The sequence below is a fragment of the Streptomyces solicamelliae genome (assembly GCF_045348655.1).
Lineage (GTDB): Bacteria > Actinomycetota > Actinomycetes > Streptomycetales > Streptomycetaceae > Streptomyces > Streptomyces solicamelliae.
The window spans coordinates 6430258-6446734 of the sequence record NZ_CP160404.1 but is presented as its reverse complement, the minus strand read 5'-3'; the positions used below and the strand labels follow the sequence as shown (position 1 = coordinate 6446734).

At 72.4% G+C, this 16477-nt stretch carries 14 protein-coding genes; 3 read left to right on the top strand and 11 right to left on the bottom strand.

All coding sequences use genetic code 11. The annotated features are described in order from the left end of the window. The first annotated feature begins 28 nt into the window (after positions 1-28). A complete protein-coding gene (locus tag ABZO31_RS29720) occupies positions 29-1747 on the top strand; it encodes a VanW family protein (protein WP_406864405.1) in 1719 nt (572 codons plus the stop codon). A 20-nt stretch (positions 1748-1767) separates the two neighbouring features. Here ABZO31_RS29720 and ABZO31_RS29715 read toward each other — a convergent pair whose 3' ends face one another. The 7 genes from ABZO31_RS29715 to ABZO31_RS29685 form a co-directional block, all read right to left on the bottom strand. Next, positions 1768-2316, bottom strand: a complete 549-nt coding sequence (locus ABZO31_RS29715; protein WP_406864404.1) for a YciI family protein — start codon at positions 2314-2316, stop codon at positions 1768-1770. 4 nt (positions 2317-2320) lie between these two features. Continuing rightward, the gene (locus tag ABZO31_RS29710; RefSeq protein WP_406864403.1) at positions 2321-3544 is read right to left on the bottom strand and encodes a cation:proton antiporter; all 1224 of its coding nucleotides are present in this window, start codon (positions 3542-3544) and stop codon (positions 2321-2323) included. A gap of 19 nt (positions 3545-3563) precedes the next feature. Next, positions 3564-4208: a TetR/AcrR family transcriptional regulator gene (locus tag ABZO31_RS29705; RefSeq protein ID WP_406864402.1), complete on the bottom strand. Its 645-nt coding sequence runs from the start codon at positions 4206-4208 to the stop codon at positions 3564-3566. Positions 4209-4353: 145 nt separating this feature from the next. Continuing rightward, on the bottom strand, positions 4354-5340 hold the full coding sequence (locus ABZO31_RS29700; protein WP_406864401.1) for a hypothetical protein: 987 nt from the start codon (positions 5338-5340) through the stop codon (positions 4354-4356). A 33-nt stretch (positions 5341-5373) separates the two neighbouring features. Further along, positions 5374-5874: a hypothetical protein gene (locus ABZO31_RS29695; RefSeq protein WP_406864400.1), complete on the bottom strand. Its 501-nt coding sequence runs from the start codon at positions 5872-5874 to the stop codon at positions 5374-5376. A gap of 192 nt (positions 5875-6066) precedes the next feature. After that, a complete protein-coding gene (locus ABZO31_RS29690; protein ID WP_406864399.1) occupies positions 6067-8589 on the bottom strand; it encodes a SpoIIE family protein phosphatase in 2523 nt (840 codons plus the stop codon). Positions 8590-8688: 99 nt separating this feature from the next. Then, a complete protein-coding gene (locus tag ABZO31_RS29685) occupies positions 8689-9234 on the bottom strand; it encodes a DoxX family membrane protein (protein WP_406864398.1) in 546 nt (181 codons plus the stop codon). A gap of 136 nt (positions 9235-9370) precedes the next feature. Here ABZO31_RS29685 and ABZO31_RS29680 point away from each other — a divergent pair, with 136 nt between their 5' ends. Then, positions 9371-9982 (top strand): HdeD family acid-resistance protein, encoded by a 612-nt coding sequence (locus tag ABZO31_RS29680; RefSeq protein WP_406864397.1) that lies wholly within the window; start codon positions 9371-9373, stop codon positions 9980-9982. Between the two features lie 48 nt (positions 9983-10030). Here the strand turns inward: ABZO31_RS29680 and ABZO31_RS29675 are convergent, their stop codons facing one another. The 4 genes from ABZO31_RS29675 to ABZO31_RS29660 form a co-directional block, all read right to left on the bottom strand. Beyond that, positions 10031-10504 carry a hypothetical protein gene (locus tag ABZO31_RS29675; protein ID WP_406864396.1) on the bottom strand — a complete coding sequence of 158 codons (474 nt, stop codon included), beginning with the start codon at positions 10502-10504 and terminating at the stop codon, positions 10031-10033. Continuing rightward, a complete protein-coding gene (locus tag ABZO31_RS29670; RefSeq protein ID WP_406864395.1) occupies positions 10501-11937 on the bottom strand; it encodes a WGR domain-containing protein in 1437 nt (478 codons plus the stop codon). Before ABZO31_RS29670 ends, ABZO31_RS29675 begins: the two co-directional genes overlap by 4 nt. A 95-nt stretch (positions 11938-12032) precedes the next feature. Beyond that, positions 12033-13583: a glycoside hydrolase family 71 protein gene (locus ABZO31_RS29665; RefSeq protein ID WP_406864394.1), complete on the bottom strand. Its 1551-nt coding sequence runs from the start codon at positions 13581-13583 to the stop codon at positions 12033-12035. 71 nt (positions 13584-13654) lie between these two features. Then, positions 13655-14632 (bottom strand): LCP family protein, encoded by a 978-nt coding sequence (locus ABZO31_RS29660; protein ID WP_406864393.1) that lies wholly within the window; start codon positions 14630-14632, stop codon positions 13655-13657. Between the two features lie 353 nt (positions 14633-14985). On the opposite strand from ABZO31_RS29660, the gene ABZO31_RS29655 reads away from it, so the two are divergent. After that, entirely contained in the window at positions 14986-16464 is a 1479-nt protein-coding gene (locus ABZO31_RS29655) for a sugar transferase (protein WP_406864392.1), read from the top strand. Positions 16465-16477: the final 13 nt, after the last annotated feature.

Below are 16477 nucleotides of genomic sequence, written 5' to 3'. Positions count from 1 at the left end.
CATACGTCCGGCTCACATACGCACGGCCGTGATCGCGGCGGGAGTCGTCGCGGCCGTCGGCGGCGGGCTGTACGTCGCGGGGCTCCTCGCCACCGGCGACGACATCTCCGCGGGGACGCGCGTCGACGGAGTGGACATCGGTGGGCTGAGCCGCGCCGAGGCCGCCGCGCGGCTGGCCTCCGCCGGGCCGGTCGCCTGGAAGGAGCCGGTACGGGTCACGGTCGGTGACGACAAGGCCACCGTCGATCCGGTCGCCGCCGGGATGACCATCGACGTCGAGGCCACCGCGGACAAGGCGGCCGACCCCGCCCGCGATCCGTTCACCGTGATCGGGCGGCTGTTCTCCTCCGGCTCCCGCGACATCGAGCCGGTCGTCTCCCACGACGACGCGAAGCTGCGCGCCGCGGTCGCGACCGTGGCGAAGCAGCACGACCGGACCGTCACCGAGGCCGCCGTGGCCTTCAAGAACGGCAAGGCCGTCGTGACGCAGCCCCGGGAGGGGCAGAAGCTGGACGCCGCCAAGGCCGCCGCCACCCTGCGGGCCGCCTACCCCTCTGCCGGCACCGGCGCGTCCGCGGCCGTCGCCCTTCCCGTCGCCGTGACGCCGCCGAAGGTGCCGGCCACCGAGGTCGCCCGGTTCGTGGACGAGTACGCGACGCCCGCCATGTCCGGCCCGGTCACCCTCACCTCCGGCGACAACCGGCTCCGCATCTCCGCGGCCACGCTCGGTGACCATCTGGCCGTGAAGTCCGCCGGTGGCCGCCTCACCCCGGCTCTGGACGCCCGCACGCTGATCCACGACCCCGCCGTGTCCCAGCCGCTCGACCGGCTGACCGGCGCGCCCGTCGAGGCCCGCCTCGGCGTGCGCGACGGCAAGGTCGTCGTGGAGCAGGACGGCCGCCCCGGCCGCGAGGTGTCCGCCGCGGCGCTGGGCAGCGCCGTCGAGCCGCTGCTGACGAAGACGGGCGACGACGCCCGTACCGGCCCGGTCGCCGCCAAGGAGACCCGGCCGAAGCTGACCGCCGACGCGCTCGCCCGGCTCGGGATCACCGAGCAGATGTCGACGTTCACCGTGAACTTCCCGACCGCCCCGTACCGCACGACCAACATCGGCCGGGCCGTGGAGCTGATCGACGGGTCCGTGGTCCAGCCCGGCGAGGTGTGGAGCTTCAACCGCACCGTCGGCGAGCGGACCGAGGCCAACGGCTTCGTGGACGGCACGATGATCATGGACGGCCAGTACCGCAAGGCCCCGGGCGGCGGCGTCTCGGCGGTGGCCACGACCATCTACAACGCGCTCTTCTTCGCGGGCGTCAAGCCGCTGGAGCACGGCGCCCACTCCTTCTACATCGAGCGCTACCCGGCCGGCCGGGAGGCGACCGTGGCCTGGGGCACCCTCGACCTGCGGTTCCTCAACGACTCCGGCGCGCCGATCTACATCAAGGCCGGCTCGACGGACTCGTCGGTGACGGTCAGCTTCCTCGGCACGAAGAAGTACGACGCGGTGAAGGCCGTGGCCGGCCCGCGGACGAACGTCACGCCGCCGAAGGAGCGCGTGGACACGAGCAAGACGTGCGAGGTCCAGGAGCCGCTGGAGGGCTTCGACATCGAGGTCGACCGCGTCTTCGAGAACGACGGCGTCGAGGTGAAGCGGGAGACGTACAAGACCCACTACACCCCGCGCGACAAGGTCACCTGCGAGAAGCCGGAGCCCAAGGCCGGCGAGGCTCCCGCCGACCCCTCGTAGAGCCGGTCACCCGGGCGCCGTCAGCGCCGGCCGCCGCACTCCCACTCGTGGACCTCGACGTCCGCGTACCGCTCCACGGTCAGCACCGCCCGGGCCGCGTCCGCGTCCGGGGCGCGGAGCAGCACCGCGGTGCCGAGCCAGGCGGCGCCGTCGTCGGAGAGCAGCGGGCCCCACGCGATCAGCGCGTCGCGGTCGGCCGGCGGCTCCAGGTCGGCGGGCTCCCCCGCGCCGAGCCCGATCACCAGGTATCGGTCGCCGCCCTCGCGCCCGCCGGGGAACTCCCACATGGTGCGGCCCAGCATGTTCCGCCACCGCCGCAGCATCACGTCGCGGTAGGCGCCGGCCTGGTGGTTCGGCTCGTCGAAGGCGAAGGCTCGGGCGGCGGCCGGGTCGGGCAGGTCGACGATGTGCACGCTGCCGGTGGGGGCGTCGCTCCCGGCGGCGAAGGTGGGGCCGCGGGCGATCAGTTCCTTCTCGTACTGGTCCATGTACGACCAGTGGGCCTCGATCAGTTCGCCGCGCAGGGGCATCGAGCCGGGCCGGTCACGGTGGTAGCAGAAGAACTCCATGGCCTCATGATCGCGTCTCCGTGACCGGCGGGGGAACGTCGGGCCGGGGGTTGCGGGCGAACCAGCGGGCCACGGGTTCCGCCGTGACGCCGTGAAGGACGACGCTCAGCAGGATCGTGGCCCAGGTGACGTTGACGACGAAGGCCGCGTCGTCCGTGGGCAGCTCGGTGTAGGCCAGGACCGCGAACACGATGGACGTCACGCCGCGGGGACCGAGCCAGCCGATCGCATGGCGTTCGGCCCAGGTGAACTCGGTGCCGCGCAGGGCGAGGACCACGGGAAGGTAGCGGGCGACGGTGAGGGCCAGCAGCGCGTAGACGAACATCTTGACCTCGACGGCGGCCGCGAACTCGTCCGCGGCCAGCTTGCCGAAGGCGAACCACGCGGCCAGGGCCATCAGATGGCTGACGTCCTGGACGAGCTGGAGGTGGTCGCGGCCGACGAGGTGCGCGGTGCGCGCGTACCACAGGCCCGTCACGAAGGCCGCGACGAAACCGTTCCCGTCGATCAGCACGGAGGCGGCGTACGCGATGAACGGCAGCGCCAGTCCGGCCGGCCGCAGGGCGTCCGCCTTGGCCCAGCCGGCGCTCAGGGCGCGCCGCACCAGCCAGGAGGCTCCGAGGCCGACGACGGTACCGACGGCCAGCGCGTACCCCGCGCCCTTGAGAGCGCTGAACAGCAGCTGTCCGAAGGAGTCGCCGTCGGCGGTGACCACGTTGGCCACGCAGAACACGAAGAGCGGGGAGATCAGGCCGTCGTTGAAGCCGCCCTCGATGTTCAGCGCGGCCCGTACCCGCAGGGGCACGCGTGCGTCGCGCAAGAAGCTGAGGATCGGGGCGAGGTCCATCGGCATGACGACCAGGGCGGCGACGCCGAGGAGCCACCAGTCGGTGCCCGGGTAGAGCACGGCGCCGATCAGGGTGGCGAGGGCGACCGAGGCGGGCAGGGCGAAACCGAGGAGCCGCCCGGTGCCGACGGAGCTGTCGAGCCGTTCGTAGCCGCGGGCCTCGGTGGCGTCGGTGAACAGCATCACGGCCAGCACGAGTTCGACGCAGCGCTGGAAGGTGTGCGTGTCCATGTCGAGCGGGACCAGCGGGTGGTCGCCGCCGGCCAGCAGCATGCCGGCCGCCACGAAGGCGATCGGCGCGGTGACGTACCAGCGGACCAGCCGGTCCGACACCAGGGCCCAGAGGAAGAGCAGCGACAGGGCGACGAGGACGACGATCACGGCCGCTCACCGCCCGGGGTCATCGCGCCCGTGTCCCGTCGCCGGCAGCCGTGCCGAGGCCGAGCATCAGCTTCACCGCCTCCTTCATCGCTTCTGCGGCGGGCTCCAGCGGCCGCCCCGTCCGTACGCAGCGGTCGATCAGTTCCGACAGCCCTCCGGCCAGGATGATCGCAGTCTCCCAGGACAGCGGCCGGACGCCCGCGCGGCGCATCGCGGGGTTCCGCGAGAGTTCCCGGTAGAACGCGGCGTACCGTTCCAGATCGCGTTCCCGCAGCTCGGCGGCCCGCCCGCCGAGGGCGGGCATGTCGCGCCAGACGACGACCGCCAGTGCCGGGTCGCGGGCGACCGCCGCGAGGAAGGCGTCGACCGCCGTGTCGATCTGGACGTCCCAGGGGGCCTCGGGGTCGATGCTCGCCTCGACCGCCTGGCGCAGTTCGACGGCCCAGGAGTCGGCGAGCTCGACCAGGCAGGCTTCCTTGTCGGCGAACAGCTGGTAGAAGGTCCGCTTCGAGGTCCGGGCGTGGGCGACGATGTCGGTGACCTTGGCCCCCTGCAGTCCGTGCTCCCGGATCGCCTGCGCCAGACCGTCGAGCAGCCGCTGCCGCGGGGCGGCGACGGTGGCGGTACCGGTGTCGGTGGATGCGGCAGGGGGTGTGGGCTGCATGTACGGACTCAATCGACGGCTCCGGGAGATCGTGGTACGCGACGTTACCACGGTGCCCCGGTCCCCCATCCGGCACGGCCGAGGGGGCCCCTTCCGGAGCCCCCTCGGTCTTCTGCGGTGCTTTGCGACGCTCTGCGGTACGGACTCAGCCGGCGAGCTCCGCCGTGGCGGCCGCGACGGCGGAGTCGTTGCGCGCGCGGACGCCGTTCAGCTCGGTCCGGTGCTCGGCGATCTGGGCCTGCTGGATCTTCGTCTCCTCGGCGAACCAGATCGGGACCAGCCGGGTCTCCGCCTTGCAGTCGATCTCCGCGAGCGCGACCGCGATCTCCTTCTGCGACGCCGGGCCGCCCTCGGCGCGCGGCACGATGTCCGTCGCCTCGAACGGGGTGGGAGCCGTGTAGCCCTTGGTCTTCATGCACTGCGACCAGGCGGACATGGCCTGCCGCACGGCGGGTGCCCGCATGGACTGCAGGAAGCTGTTGCCGTTCAGCTCCGAGACGAGGTTCAGGTCGTCCTGCGCGGGCTTCTTCACCTTGCCCTTCGCCCAGCCGACGCAGCCGCCCTGGTGGATCTTCCTGCCCTTGTACGACTCCGGGGCGCGCTGCGCGGACGCCGCGGCGCCGGGGGTGTTCGGCCGCTCGGGCTTGGAGTGCCCGGTCAGCACCTGAACCTGCTCGTCGGTCAGGTCCGGCATCTTCTGCCGCACCTGGCGGGTGAGCTCCTCGGGCAGCCCGTAGCCGTACCGGGCGGCGGCGTCGCGGTCGGTGAGGCCGTAACGGCGCTCCATGTTGGCGTCGTTGTCGTTGGGCGGCGGCGTGGCGCCGGCGAGCGGCAGCTCCATGGCGATGCCGAAGTCGGCCATGCACTTCTCCTGGAGTCTCCGCGACGCCTGGTCCAGCGTCACGGTGTCCTGGTAGGTCTGCATGTACGTCTCGAGGGGCAGCGACAGGCCCTTGGCGAGACCGTGCTCCGGGGTCGCCTTGGGCCAGTTCTTCTTGTCCACCACCGGCTTGTTCTCGGCCACCGGCGCGGCGCCGACCGTCTCGGTCGCCGTACCGGCGCCGCACCCGGTCAGCAGGGCGGCGGCCGCCGCCAGGGCCGCGGCGGCGAACATGCGCGTGTTGCGGTTCATCGTGAGGTACTCCCGTCTGCGGAATGCGTCGGCTCAGGCGAAGTGCTGCGAGGCGTTCTCGTTCTTCAACGCGGTGATGAGATTGGTGAGATTGCAGTCGCCCCACGGCTCGTTGTGCGCGAAGAACTGCGACGTGCCGCCGTATCCCGAGTTGTAGTAGACGCGGTAGTTGTCGGACGGGGCGCAGTTCTGCACGGAGGCCGCATTGTTCTTCATGTACTGCCAGGCGCCGTAGCCGTTTCCGTTGAAGACGTAGCGGTATGTCGTGAGGGTCGATCCCTGGTACTGGCTGGTGCCCCAGTAGTCGCTGACGTTCCCGTAGAAGCTGGACCAACTGGTCACGTAGTGACCGTCCTTGATCGCCAGCTCCTTGGAGTTGTACAGCAGCCAGAGGTCACCGTAGCTGCACTCGATCCACGGCACGTCGCAGTTGTCCGTGACCTTGAACTCGGCCGCCTGTGCCGGGGTCGCGGTGGCCAGCAGCCCTGCGGCGGCGACGATCGCGGTGACGGCAGCGTTGAGCCTGGAGCGCATCGAAAAACTCTTCATCCTGCGCATCTCCCTCTCCCATGGAGGACTTGGGTGGATGGACCGGCGGGTTTATACACCACGTCTTCACAGCAAGGCGAGGGAGTGAACAAAAGGTGCGAGAGAGCGATTTGGCGCGGTGAAACGGAAACTGCCCGAAGCCGCAGGGGACTTCGGGCAGAATGGGGTAGTTTCCGTTTACAACGGGCTTTCCCCGTCGGGGAGTTCCTGTTCGGACCAGATGGTCTTGCCGTCGCGGGTGTAGCGGCTGCCCCAGCGGGTGGAGAGCTGAGCGACGAGGTAGAGCCCGCGGCCGCCCTCGTCGGTGAGCCGGGCGCGGCGCATCCGCGGCTGGGTGGCGCTGGGGTCGGAGACCTCGCAGGTCAGCCGGCCGGCGCGGATGAGCCGTACCTCGACGGGGCCGCCGGCGTAGCGGATCGCGTTGGTGACCAGCTCGCTGAGGATCAGCTCGGTGGTGAAGGCGAGTTCGTCCAGGCCCCAGACGGACAGCTGCTCGGAGGCCAGCGCGCGGACCCGGGCGACCGCGGCCGGGTCGGCCTCCACGGGCCAGGCGGCGGTGTCCTCGGGCGGCACCACGTGTGTGCGGGCGAGGAGCAGGGTGACGTCGTCGGAGCGGCGGTGCGCGTCCCGTCCGGAGACGATCTCCCGGCCGATCTCGCGCAGCGGCGCGCCGGGGACGGCGCCGGCCGTGGCGAGCCGGCGGGCGAGTTCGGCCGTGCCCTCGTCGGGGGTGTCCGCGTTCGGGTCCTGCGGGCCCCAGAGGTGGACGAGGCTGTCCACGAGGCCGTCGGTGTAGAGCGCGAGCAGGGTGCCGGGCTCGACCTCGATCTCGGCCGTCTCGAACGGCAGGCCGCCGACGCCCAGCGGGGGGCCGGGGTCCACGGGCACGTACGAGACGGAGGCGTCGGGCGCGCGCACGGCGGGCGGCGGGTGGCCGGCCGAGGCCATGGTGCAGCGGCGGGAGACCGGGTCGTACACGGCGTACAGGCAGGTGGCGCCGACCGGGTCGATGCGCTGCCGCACCGGCTCGGCCTCCTCGGCGGGTCCTGGCCCGTCGGTGTCGTCGTCCTCGTCGGACTCGTCGGCGCTCTCGACCCGCAGCTGCGAGACCAGGTCGTCGAGGTGGACCAGCAGTTCGTCGGGCTCCAGGTCGAGGTCGGCGAGGGTGCGGACGGCGGTGCGCAGCCGGCCCATGGTGGCGGTGGCGGCGAGGCCGTGGCCGACGACGTCGCCGACGACGAGGGCGACGCGGGCGGAGGAGAGCGGGATGACGTCGAACCAGTCGCCGCCGACGCCGGTCCCGGTGTCGGCGGGCAGGTAGACGCCGGCGGTGGTGACGGCCACGGTCTGGGACTGGGAGGGCGGCAGCAGGCTGCGCTGCAGGCCGACGGCGGAGCGGTGCTCGCGGGTGTAGCGGCGGGCGTTGTCGACGGCGAGTCCGGCGTGCAGGGCGATCTCGCGGAGCAGGTCCAGATCGGCCGGGTCGAAGCGGGAGCCGCCGGGCGTGCGGTGGACGGTCACCCGGCCGAGGAGGCTGCCGCGGGCCCGCAGTGCGGCGGTCAGCATGGTGGGCGGGCCGTCGGTGTCGTCGACGGTCGCGGGGTCGCACAGGACCTCGACGCCGGTGGGCGGGCGGGCCGTACCGTCGCTGCCGACGACGGCGGTCCGGCGCAGGAGGAGCCGTCCGTCGTCGGCGGGTGTGGGGTCCTCGCCGCCGAACACGGCCTCGGCGATCTCCACGACGGCGAGGTCGGCGAGTCCGGGGACGAGCACGGCGGCGAGTTCGTCGGCGGTGGCGGCGACGGAGAGCGAGCCGCCGACGGCGGCGGTGGCGCGCTGGAGCAGCGCGAGCCGTTCGGTGGTCCGGCGCGGGGCGGTGACGTCGGTGAACAGGGCGGTGACGCCGAGCACCTGGCCGGAGTGGTCCTGGAGCCGGAAGGCGGTGATGGCCATGACGGCGCCGCGGCCGGGGGTGGACTGGGTGCGGGCGGTCTCCTCGGCGCGGATCAGCGGATTGCCGGTAAGCAGCACGTCGCGCAGCCGCCGCTCGATCGCCTCGGCGTCCTCGGCCTGCAGGAAGTCGCCGAGCCGTCCGTCGGTGAGGTCGCGGGGGACCCCGCTGTACGGCAGGAGGTGGGTGTTGGTGCGGGCCAGCCGCAGCTCGGTGTCGAAGACGGCGAGGCCGACCCGGTCCTGGAGGAACAGCTCGCGGGCGAACGCCTGGTCCTGCCGCCAGCGGGCGACGGTGCCGGCGGGGGCGGCGAGCACGAAGTAACGGCCGGGTCCGACCGGGCGGCCCTCGGTGCCGGGGCCGCCGCGCTGCCCCTGGGACAGCGCCTCGTCCAGGCCCATCCGGGGCTCCTCGGGGGTGTCGAGACCGGGGAGCGGGCAGGCCTGGAAGTCGACCTTCATGCTGCCGCCGCGCCCGGTCCGCAGCACCGCCTCTCCCGACCAGGTGGCCGCGGTGCGGCCGGCGACGAGGGTGGGCCACGAGGCGGCGTCGGCGAGGAGTTCGGTGGCGTGCCGGCCGCAGAGGTCCGCGACGGTCAGGGCGAAGAGCTGCTCCGCGCCCGGCGACCAGCCGACGATGACGCCGTTCGCGTCGAGCAGGGCCGCGGCCGCGCCGTCGGTCAGCAGGAGTCCGCCGGGGTCGTGCGGGGGCACACCGTCGAGGGGGTGGCCGTTCAACTCGTTCGTCACCTCCCTCACGCGGCTGTGCGCTCACCGTCACCGACCCTCGCGGAAGCCGAGACCCCTCCATCATCCCCCGACACCTCCGCACCGCCAGTTCGCGCAGCTCTAGGGCGCCGTCTCCTCGGCCTGCTCCTCGGTCCGCTCCTCCTCCCGCTCGACCGCGCGGCGGCCGACGACGGCCGCGGCGGCGAGGGCGGTGCCGATGAAGGCGACGGCGACCACCCAGGGCCGGTCGAGGACGTGGTCGGTGACGTGGTCGAGGGAGTACCGGCCGGCGCCGGTGATGCCGATGGCGGCGGCGCTGAAGCCGAGGAACGCCGGGTACTCGAAGCCGCCCGCGGTGGCGAAGAAGCCGGCGGGGGCGTGGACGGCGACCGCGCCGGCCATCGCACCGGCCGCGGCGGCTCCGGCGGCGGGGGTGGCGAGGCCCAGGGCGAGCAGCGCGCCGCCGCCCGCCTCGCCGAGTCCCGCCGCGATGGCGCTCTCCTTGCCGGGCGTGAAGCCCATGGCCTCCATCGCCTTGGCGGTGCCCTCCAGACCGCCGCCGCCGAACCAGCCGAACAGCTTCTGGGTACCGTGCGCGGCGAGCACGGCACCAGTGCCGACCCGCAGGACGAGCAGGCCGAGGTCACGTCGGTTGAAGGCAGCCATGGAGGGTCTCCCGGTGGTGCGGGGATGGGATTCTTGTGGCTTCCACTGTGGTCGCGACCCGCGGCTCACGGCTGCTGCTGCTACTCCATTCGTGTCATCTTTTGCGGCGTTTGTCCGGTATTGCTTTAGTGAGCCCATGACACAGACACACCACCGTTCGGCGGCCTCGGGCGGCGAGGCGGCGCTGCCGGGTCCTCTGACCATGCTCGCCAAGGGGGCCTGGCAGGCGCTGCTGATCGCGGGCATCGCCTCGGTGATCCTCGGGATCCTGGTGCTGGCCTGGCCGCGCGAGACCCTGCTCGTGGTCGGCGTTCTGTTCGGTCTGTACCTGCTGCTGAGCGGCGTCCTGCAGCTGGTCGCGGCGTTCGGCACGCATGCCGCGACGTCGCTGCGGGTGATGGCCTTCATCAGCGGTGTGCTGGCGATCCTGCTGGGACTGTTCTGCTTCCGGGGCGAGACGCAGTCGCTTCTGCTGCTCGCCCTGTGGATCGGGATCGGCTGGCTGTTCCGCGGGATCACGGAGATCATCGCGGCGGCCTCGGACCCGGACATCCCGGCCCGCGGCTGGCAGATCTTCCTCGGCATCGTCAGCACGCTCGCGGGCATCGTCCTGATCGCCTCGCCCGTGGAGTCGCTGGCCGTACTGACCGTCCTCACCGGCATCTGGCTGCTGGTGGTCGGCGTGGTGGAGGTCGTCACCGCGTTCATGGTGCGGTCCCGCGCCAAGGATCTTCCGGCCAGGGTCTGACACCCCCTCGGTCCGACACCTCGCAGGTCGGACACCCCCTCCGCCTCCTCACCCGGGGCCGGGGCGCACCGCCTCCACCTCCAGGAAGCGTCTTCGGCGCTGCCCTCGGTACAGCAGCGCCTCCCAGCCGAGCCGGTCGAGCACCGGCACGAGCGCCCCGAGCGCACCCTCCTCCTCGTGCGCGGCACCACTGCCCACGGGACCCAGCCACTCCACGACGACGGCGCCCGGCCGCTCGCCGGCCCGCACCCGGTAGCCGGTCGCGGTCCGCGTCCCGTCGGCGTCCACGGCCGACGGCGCGATCCCGGCCGCCTCCAGGGCGAGCGCGACGGCCCGTACGGGCTGCCGGCGCTCCCATTCCGCGGGCAGCGCCCTCGGGTCCCCGCCGCTCCGGTTCAGGGTGCGGCGGATCTGCAGCAGCCCCTCGAAGGCCGCCCGCACCTCGCGGGACCGCTGCTCGGGGTCGTCGCCGCCGGCCGGAGGTCCGTCCCCGGTCGCCGCCTCGAACCCGCCGGTGCTCACTGCAGCCGCCGGATGTCGCCCCGCACCCGGTAGAAGCCCCCGGCCGCCGCGTGCAACGCATCCACCGCGTACCGCGTGCCCGGCTCCCGTATGGCCCGCGGGAACTGGACGTTCCAGGACGGCTCGTAGCCGTCCGAGACCACCCGCACCCGGACCCGCCCGCCCTCCTGCACGCACTCGACGACGACCGTGCCCGCCGGAGCGGCGGCCACGCTGACGACGGCCGAGGTGCTGGTCGCCGGCTCGTACGTGGGCAGCGCCGCAGCCAGCTTGACGTCCCGCGCCACCGGGACGCTGCCGCCCTGGGCCGCGGCGATCGCCGCCTCGCTCGCGTCGATGCAGGCCAGCGAGCCGTCGCTGGTCACGATGTACAGCCGCTCGTCGAGGTACTGCATGGAGAGCGCCGAGCCGCAGCCGGTGCCGAGCTTCCACAGCCGGGTGCCGTTCGCGTCGAAGCAGTACACCGAGGAGGCGGAGTCGCCGGCGAAGACGAAACGGCCGCCGGGCGAGGTGGCGCAGGAGTACACCGAGGCGTCGCAGGCGTACACCGCCTCGATGCGGCCGTCGGCCTTGGCCAGACGCTGCACCTTGCGGTGCGAGGTCCCCGCGTACACGGCGGTGTCCTCCTGCCAGCCGAACAGCACCGAGCCGTCGGTGGTGGTGTCCCACAGCTCACCGCCGCCGTCGGGCGCGAAGGCCGTCACGCCGACGTGGTGGCCGTGGTAGACGGCCTTGTCGTCGGCGCGGACCATCCAGGCGTGCTCGCCGCGGCTCTTGCGGGCCCACTGGTGCTCGTCCTCGTGGTCGATGACGGTCAGCCGGCCGCCCCGGTCGGCCACGTTCAGCACGCCCTCGTGGATGTCCAGCCAGAAGATGTCGACGTCGGCGGCGATCTCGTAGGCGGCGAACGGCAGTTTGGAGGACAGGTCGTAGACCCGGCCGTCGTCACAGCCCGCATAGATCCAGAAGTCGTCGGCGACCAGGCACTTCACACCGTCCGGCAGGTTGAACCGGGCGTGCACCTCGCCGGTGTGGCTGAGCGTGTACACGTCTCCGGCCTGGTTGCCGACCCAGCAGCGCTCCTCGTCGACGTGGATGCCGAAGGCCGCGGAGCCGGTGCGGAACCGCCACAGCACCGGCGCGACGTTGCGCACCGTGGCGGGCGCCGAGGCGACCTGCCGCCGGGTGACGGACCGGGCGGCGCGCTGCCCCTGGACGGCCGGGGCGTAGCCCTTGCGGGCCTTCTCCCCTATCTTCTTCGCCGCCGCGGCCCGGGCCTTCTCCTCGGTGGGGAAGGTCGAGGTCTGCGTCTGGCCGGCCGCGCCGATCCGTCCGTAACGGACCGACACCGTGGTGCCGGAGACCGTCACTTCGTAGAACTTGTGCGCGCCGCCGTCGTCCTGCGACAGCTCGAGATAGGTCTTCGTCGTCATGCCGAGAACGTTAGGGGGTGGCACTGACAACCAGGGCCCTGCGATCTCGACTCGTTCGGCGGTCCCGACTCGGCGATCGGCTGGGCGATCCCGGCTCAGCGCTGGCTGCGCCCGCTGGTGACGGCGTAGTACTGCAGGTCCTGCTTGGCGATCGGGTCCCGGACGGGGTAGCGGGAGGAGACCGCGGTGGTGGTCCGCCCGTCCCGTACGACGGTGGCTCCGCTGGTCCCGGTGCGCAGCGGCAGCAGCCGTGCGGACACCCCGGCGGGGGCCTCGTGGCTCGCCTTCTCCTGTCCGGTGAAGGTCCGGAGGGTCGCCGGGCCGGTCAGGAAGCTGAGCACCTCGACCGTGTCGCGGGGTGCGGCGGAGCCGTCGCGCGGCTCTATCACCTTGCGCTGGGCGCCGGCCGGCGGCCGGGCGGCGGCGAACTGGACGCGGGAGGTGAGGTAGAGCGTGTCCCGCTCGATCTGCGGCCAGGCACCGGTCTTGAAGCGGGTCAGGTAGTACGAGCTGAGGTCGAGATAGGCGTGCCCGTTGTGCACGGAGGGCGCGAAGTGGGTGCCCTCGGAGTAGTCGTTCCAGGTGGTGAGCTGGACCCAGTCGGCGCCGTTGTCGATGGCCTCGCCCCAACTGGCCCGCAGCGTCTCGGTGTTGCCGGCCTCGTCGTAGACACCCTGGTTGGGGCGGGCGTCCTGGACGGAGACCGGCTGCATCCAGATCTTGCCGAGCCGGTGCGCCGTGCGGGTGGCGGCGGCGCTGCCGGACTGGGTGGTGTAGCTCCGGCTGCCCCATTCGGACAGTCCGTGGCTGAGCGGCGCGAACCGTTCGGCGTTCGCGTCGAGGTCGAGGAAGACCGGGACCAGCGCGGTACGGATGCCGTGCTCGCGCTCCAGCGCGTCCATGGCCCGCCGCCACCAGTCGGGGCTCTGCGCCTCGGCCTTGAACGGCGAGACGACCAGGCGTCCGTCGGGCAGCCGGTGCGCGGAGCGGTGCCGGGCCAGTGCGGCGAGGCCGTCGGCGAGCGCCTCGGGCGTGGTGTCCAGGGAGGTCATGTCGGGCATCAGGACGATGCGGAAGCCGGGGTCCTCGGTGGTGGCGGCGCGCAGCAGGTTCTCGGCGCGGTCCCGGTTGCGGCCGGAGAGCGACAGCAGGTCGAGCGTGAAGCCGTCGAGTCCGGCGTCGCGGGCGGTGCGTACCTCCTGGCGCAGATGGGCGAGTTCCCAGTCGCCGTCCTCGCGCGCGGCGGGCAGCGGCCGGTCGCGCAGGAGGCCGCCGTAGGCCGCGTGCTTGCCCTTCTCGCCGTCCGGGGTGAGGTAGTTGCGGGCGTAGTAGTCCCGGTCCGGGGCCTCGTTGTCGAGGGAGAGCGGGTACGGCGTGAAGTAGTGGGCGAACACCGGCTTTCCGGAGCGGCGCAGTTCGGCGGTGGAGGGCAGGTCGAACGGCAGGGCGGTGCTGTACTCGGCGGGCCGCTCGGACGTCGGCCGGCCGGCCGGTCCGTCGGTGCTCAGGCCGCCGGCCATGCCGCTGCCGGCCCAGGCGCCGAGGGCGAGGACGCCGAGCAGCAGCGCGGGCAGCAGCCGGTGGCGGCGCGGGGACCGGTGGGTGGTGCGGCGCCCCCTGGCGGGGGTCGCCCGAATGTCCGACATGGCGGTAGTACAACCGATGAGCGGCGCGGGAACAACAACCGTCCGGCGTGTGCCGGACGGCCGCGGCTGCCCTACCGCGTACCGGTTCCGAGCCGGTCGAGGCGGTGACCGGCGACGTAGTCGGCCATGGTGTCGTTCCGCATCGCGGCCCAGAGTTCGGCCGACTTCTTCCGGTCGACGCGTACGACGGACTGACCCTTGATCATGTCGGTGCCGGCGACGGGGGCGTTCATGAAGACCATGCGGCCGGGCCGGACCTCGCGGTTGTCCCAGAGCAGTTCGCGCAGGTCGGAGTCGCTGAGCCGGTCGTCGACGCTGACGCTTGCGGTCAGGTCGTCGAGCAGCACCGACGCCTTGACGGGGTTCGTGAGGTTGCGCGGGGTCATGACCTTGTTCAGGACGGCGCGCAGGAAGTTCTGCTGGCGGTGGGTGCGGTCGAAGTCGCCACGGGCCAGGTTTTTGCGCTCGCGCACGTACCGCAGGCCCTGTTCGCCGTTCATGTGGCGCACCTCGCCGTCGACCGTGAGGTCGACGCCGCCGACCGCGTCGGTGAGCTTCTTGAAGCCCTCCCAGTCGATGACGGCGAGATGGTCGATCCGGACGTCGGTGAACCGCTGCACGGTGTCGATGAGCAGCGGCGAACCACCCCAGGAGAAGGCCGCGTTGAGCTTGGCGTCGCCGTGTCCGGGGACCGGGACCCAGGAGTCGCGGGGCAGCGAGACGACGTAGGCGTTGGAGTGGTCCTCGGGGAGGTGGATCAGCATCATCGTGTCGCTGCGCTGGGTTCCGTACCGCCAGGCCGGGGCCTTCGCGTCGCGGCCGGTGGTGGGGAGGTCGGAGCGGCTGTCCACGCCGACGAGCAGGAAGGTCTTCCCGCCCTTGCCCGGGGCGGGTTGCTCCGCGGGCGGCACCTTCGTCGGGAAGGCGTCGGGGATCCGTTCGACCTTCCCGGTGTAGTGGTCGACGGCCCACCAGCCGGCGCCGCCGGCCATCAGCACGCCGACGCCCAGCAGGGCGAGCGCGCCGAGGAGCACTCTTCCCGGTCGCACACGCCGCCGCGGCTTCGTCGTGGCGTCCGAACCGGCCGGCTCCGACGTGGCGTCCGCCACATCCGGCGTGTCTGCCGTGCGCTCCGCCGCTTCCCCCTGATGCACTCGTGTCCCCTCCCACCGTGCCGTTTCACGTGCGAAAAGCGTGAACACGACAGAACTATCATGTGAAGGTCGGACAGCGCCCGGGCCTGCGCGTCACGACATGAACATACCTTCGCCCGGTCATTACTTTCGTGTGAACAGCAGACGAGGTACGTGCGTTTGTCGTACTGTTCCGCGATGCGACACTTGTTCGTCGATCCGGGGGTCGATGGACGGGACGTCTAGGTCGACACGTGCCGGGGGGGTACATGTGGCATGCCCGTACAGCTGAGACCACAGCTGGGGGAGCATCCGGAGAGCGGGACGGACACGTCCGTCCGCAACAGCGCGCCAAGGCGCACTGGTATCTGCCGTTCGCGCTGACCGCGGACGCGGCGGGCGTCGCGCTGCCCACCGCGCTGGTCTTCCACCTCAACGATCAGCCCTACGCGGCGACCTGCTCCGCCGTGGCCGCCGCGGCCTGGCTCGCCGTGCGGGCGCTGCGGCGCCGGTACGCGGCCCGGGAGCTCGGCGAGTCGCGCGGCAGCCTGCCGGTGCTGCACGACTGGCTGATCCTGATCGGGGTGCTCGCCGTGCTGCGGGCCGCCGCCGATCTGCACCATCCGCCGCTGCTCTGCCTGCTGGCGCTGCTGGCCGCGCCGGTACTGACCCTGCTCTGCCGCAAACTGACGTGGCATCACCTCGTCCACGCACGCCGCGAGGCACAGGTGGTCACCCGGGTCCTGGTCCTCGGCGAGCCGGCCGCGGCCGGCGAGGTCGCCGAGCATCTGTCGGGCCGCACGGACCATCCGTACGTCGTGGTCGGCGTCGTCTCCGTCGGCGAGGGACAGGTCCGCACCGGAGCCCCGGTGGCCGCCCGCCTGACGAAGGCCGCGCCGCAGGAGGTCGACGGCGACGCCCGCGACGTCCTGGACGCCGCACGGCAGTTGGGCGCGGACGTGGTCCTGGTCGCGCCCGGCACCCGGATGACCGGACCGCGGCTGCGCCGCCTCACCTGGGGCCTGCACGACTCCGGCATCGAACTCGCCCTGGCCCCGGGCCTGGTGGAGTGCGCGGTCAAGCGCATCGAGACCGTGTCGGCGGCGGGCATGGCCCTGCTGCGCGTGGCGCCGCCGGTCCGCAACGGCGTGCAGCAGGTCCTGAAGTCGGCGACCGACCGAGTGGGTTCGGCGCTCGGACTGCTGGTCCTGTCGCCGCTGTTCCTCACCATCGGCGCGGCGGTCCGGCTGACCTCGCCCGGCCCGGTGTTCTACCGGCAGGTGCGGATCGGGCAGGACCGCGAGCCGTTCATGATGTGGAAGTTCCGCACGATGTTCACCGACGCGGACGCCCGCAAGGCCGAGCTGACGCAGGCCAACGAGCACGACGGACTGATGTTCAAGATGCGCCGCGACCCGCGCGTCACCCGGGTCGGCCGACTGCTCCGCCGTACCTCCATGGACGAACTCCCGCAGCTGATCAACGTGTTGTGCGGGGCGATGTCGCTGGTGGGGCCCCGTCCGCCACTGCCGGAGGAGGTCGCCCGGTACGACGACGTGGAGCTGCGCCGACTGTCGGTGCGGCCCGGCATGACCGGGCTGTGGCAGATCAGCGGCCGCTCGGACCTGTCCTGGGACGAGACGGTCGAGCTGGACCTGCACTATGTCGACAACTGGTCGTTCACCAGCGACGTCGACGTCATGGCCCGTACGTTCCGCGCCGTCGTCGACGGTCGCGGAGCGTACTGACGGGCCGCGCGCA

What these genes read in the sequence shown, in the direction of transcription:
- ABZO31_RS29715 (WP_406864404.1), bottom strand. Translation starts at nt 2,316, where the DNA reads ATGGAGTTCTTCTGCTACCACCGTGACCGGCCCGGCTCGATGCCCCTG.
- ABZO31_RS29705 (WP_406864402.1), bottom strand. Translation starts at nt 4,208, where the DNA reads ATGCAGCCCACACCCCCTGCCGCATCCACCGACACCGGTACCGCCACC.
- ABZO31_RS29700 (WP_406864401.1), bottom strand. Translation starts at nt 5,340, where the DNA reads ATGAACCGCAACACGCGCATGTTCGCCGCCGCGGCCCTGGCGGCGGCC.
- ABZO31_RS29695 (WP_406864400.1), bottom strand. Translation starts at nt 5,874, where the DNA reads ATGCGCTCCAGGCTCAACGCTGCCGTCACCGCGATCGTCGCCGCCGCA.
- ABZO31_RS29685 (WP_406864398.1), bottom strand. Translation starts at nt 9,234, where the DNA reads ATGGCTGCCTTCAACCGACGTGACCTCGGCCTGCTCGTCCTGCGGGTC.
- ABZO31_RS29680 (WP_406864397.1), top strand. Translation starts at nt 9,371, where the DNA reads ATGACACAGACACACCACCGTTCGGCGGCCTCGGGCGGCGAGGCGGCG.
- ABZO31_RS29670 (WP_406864395.1), bottom strand. Translation starts at nt 11,937, where the DNA reads ATGACGACGAAGACCTATCTCGAGCTGTCGCAGGACGACGGCGGCGCG.
- ABZO31_RS29665 (WP_406864394.1), bottom strand. Translation starts at nt 13,583, where the DNA reads ATGTCGGACATTCGGGCGACCCCCGCCAGGGGGCGCCGCACCACCCAC.
- ABZO31_RS29655 (WP_406864392.1), top strand. Translation starts at nt 14,986, where the DNA reads ATGTGGCATGCCCGTACAGCTGAGACCACAGCTGGGGGAGCATCCGGA.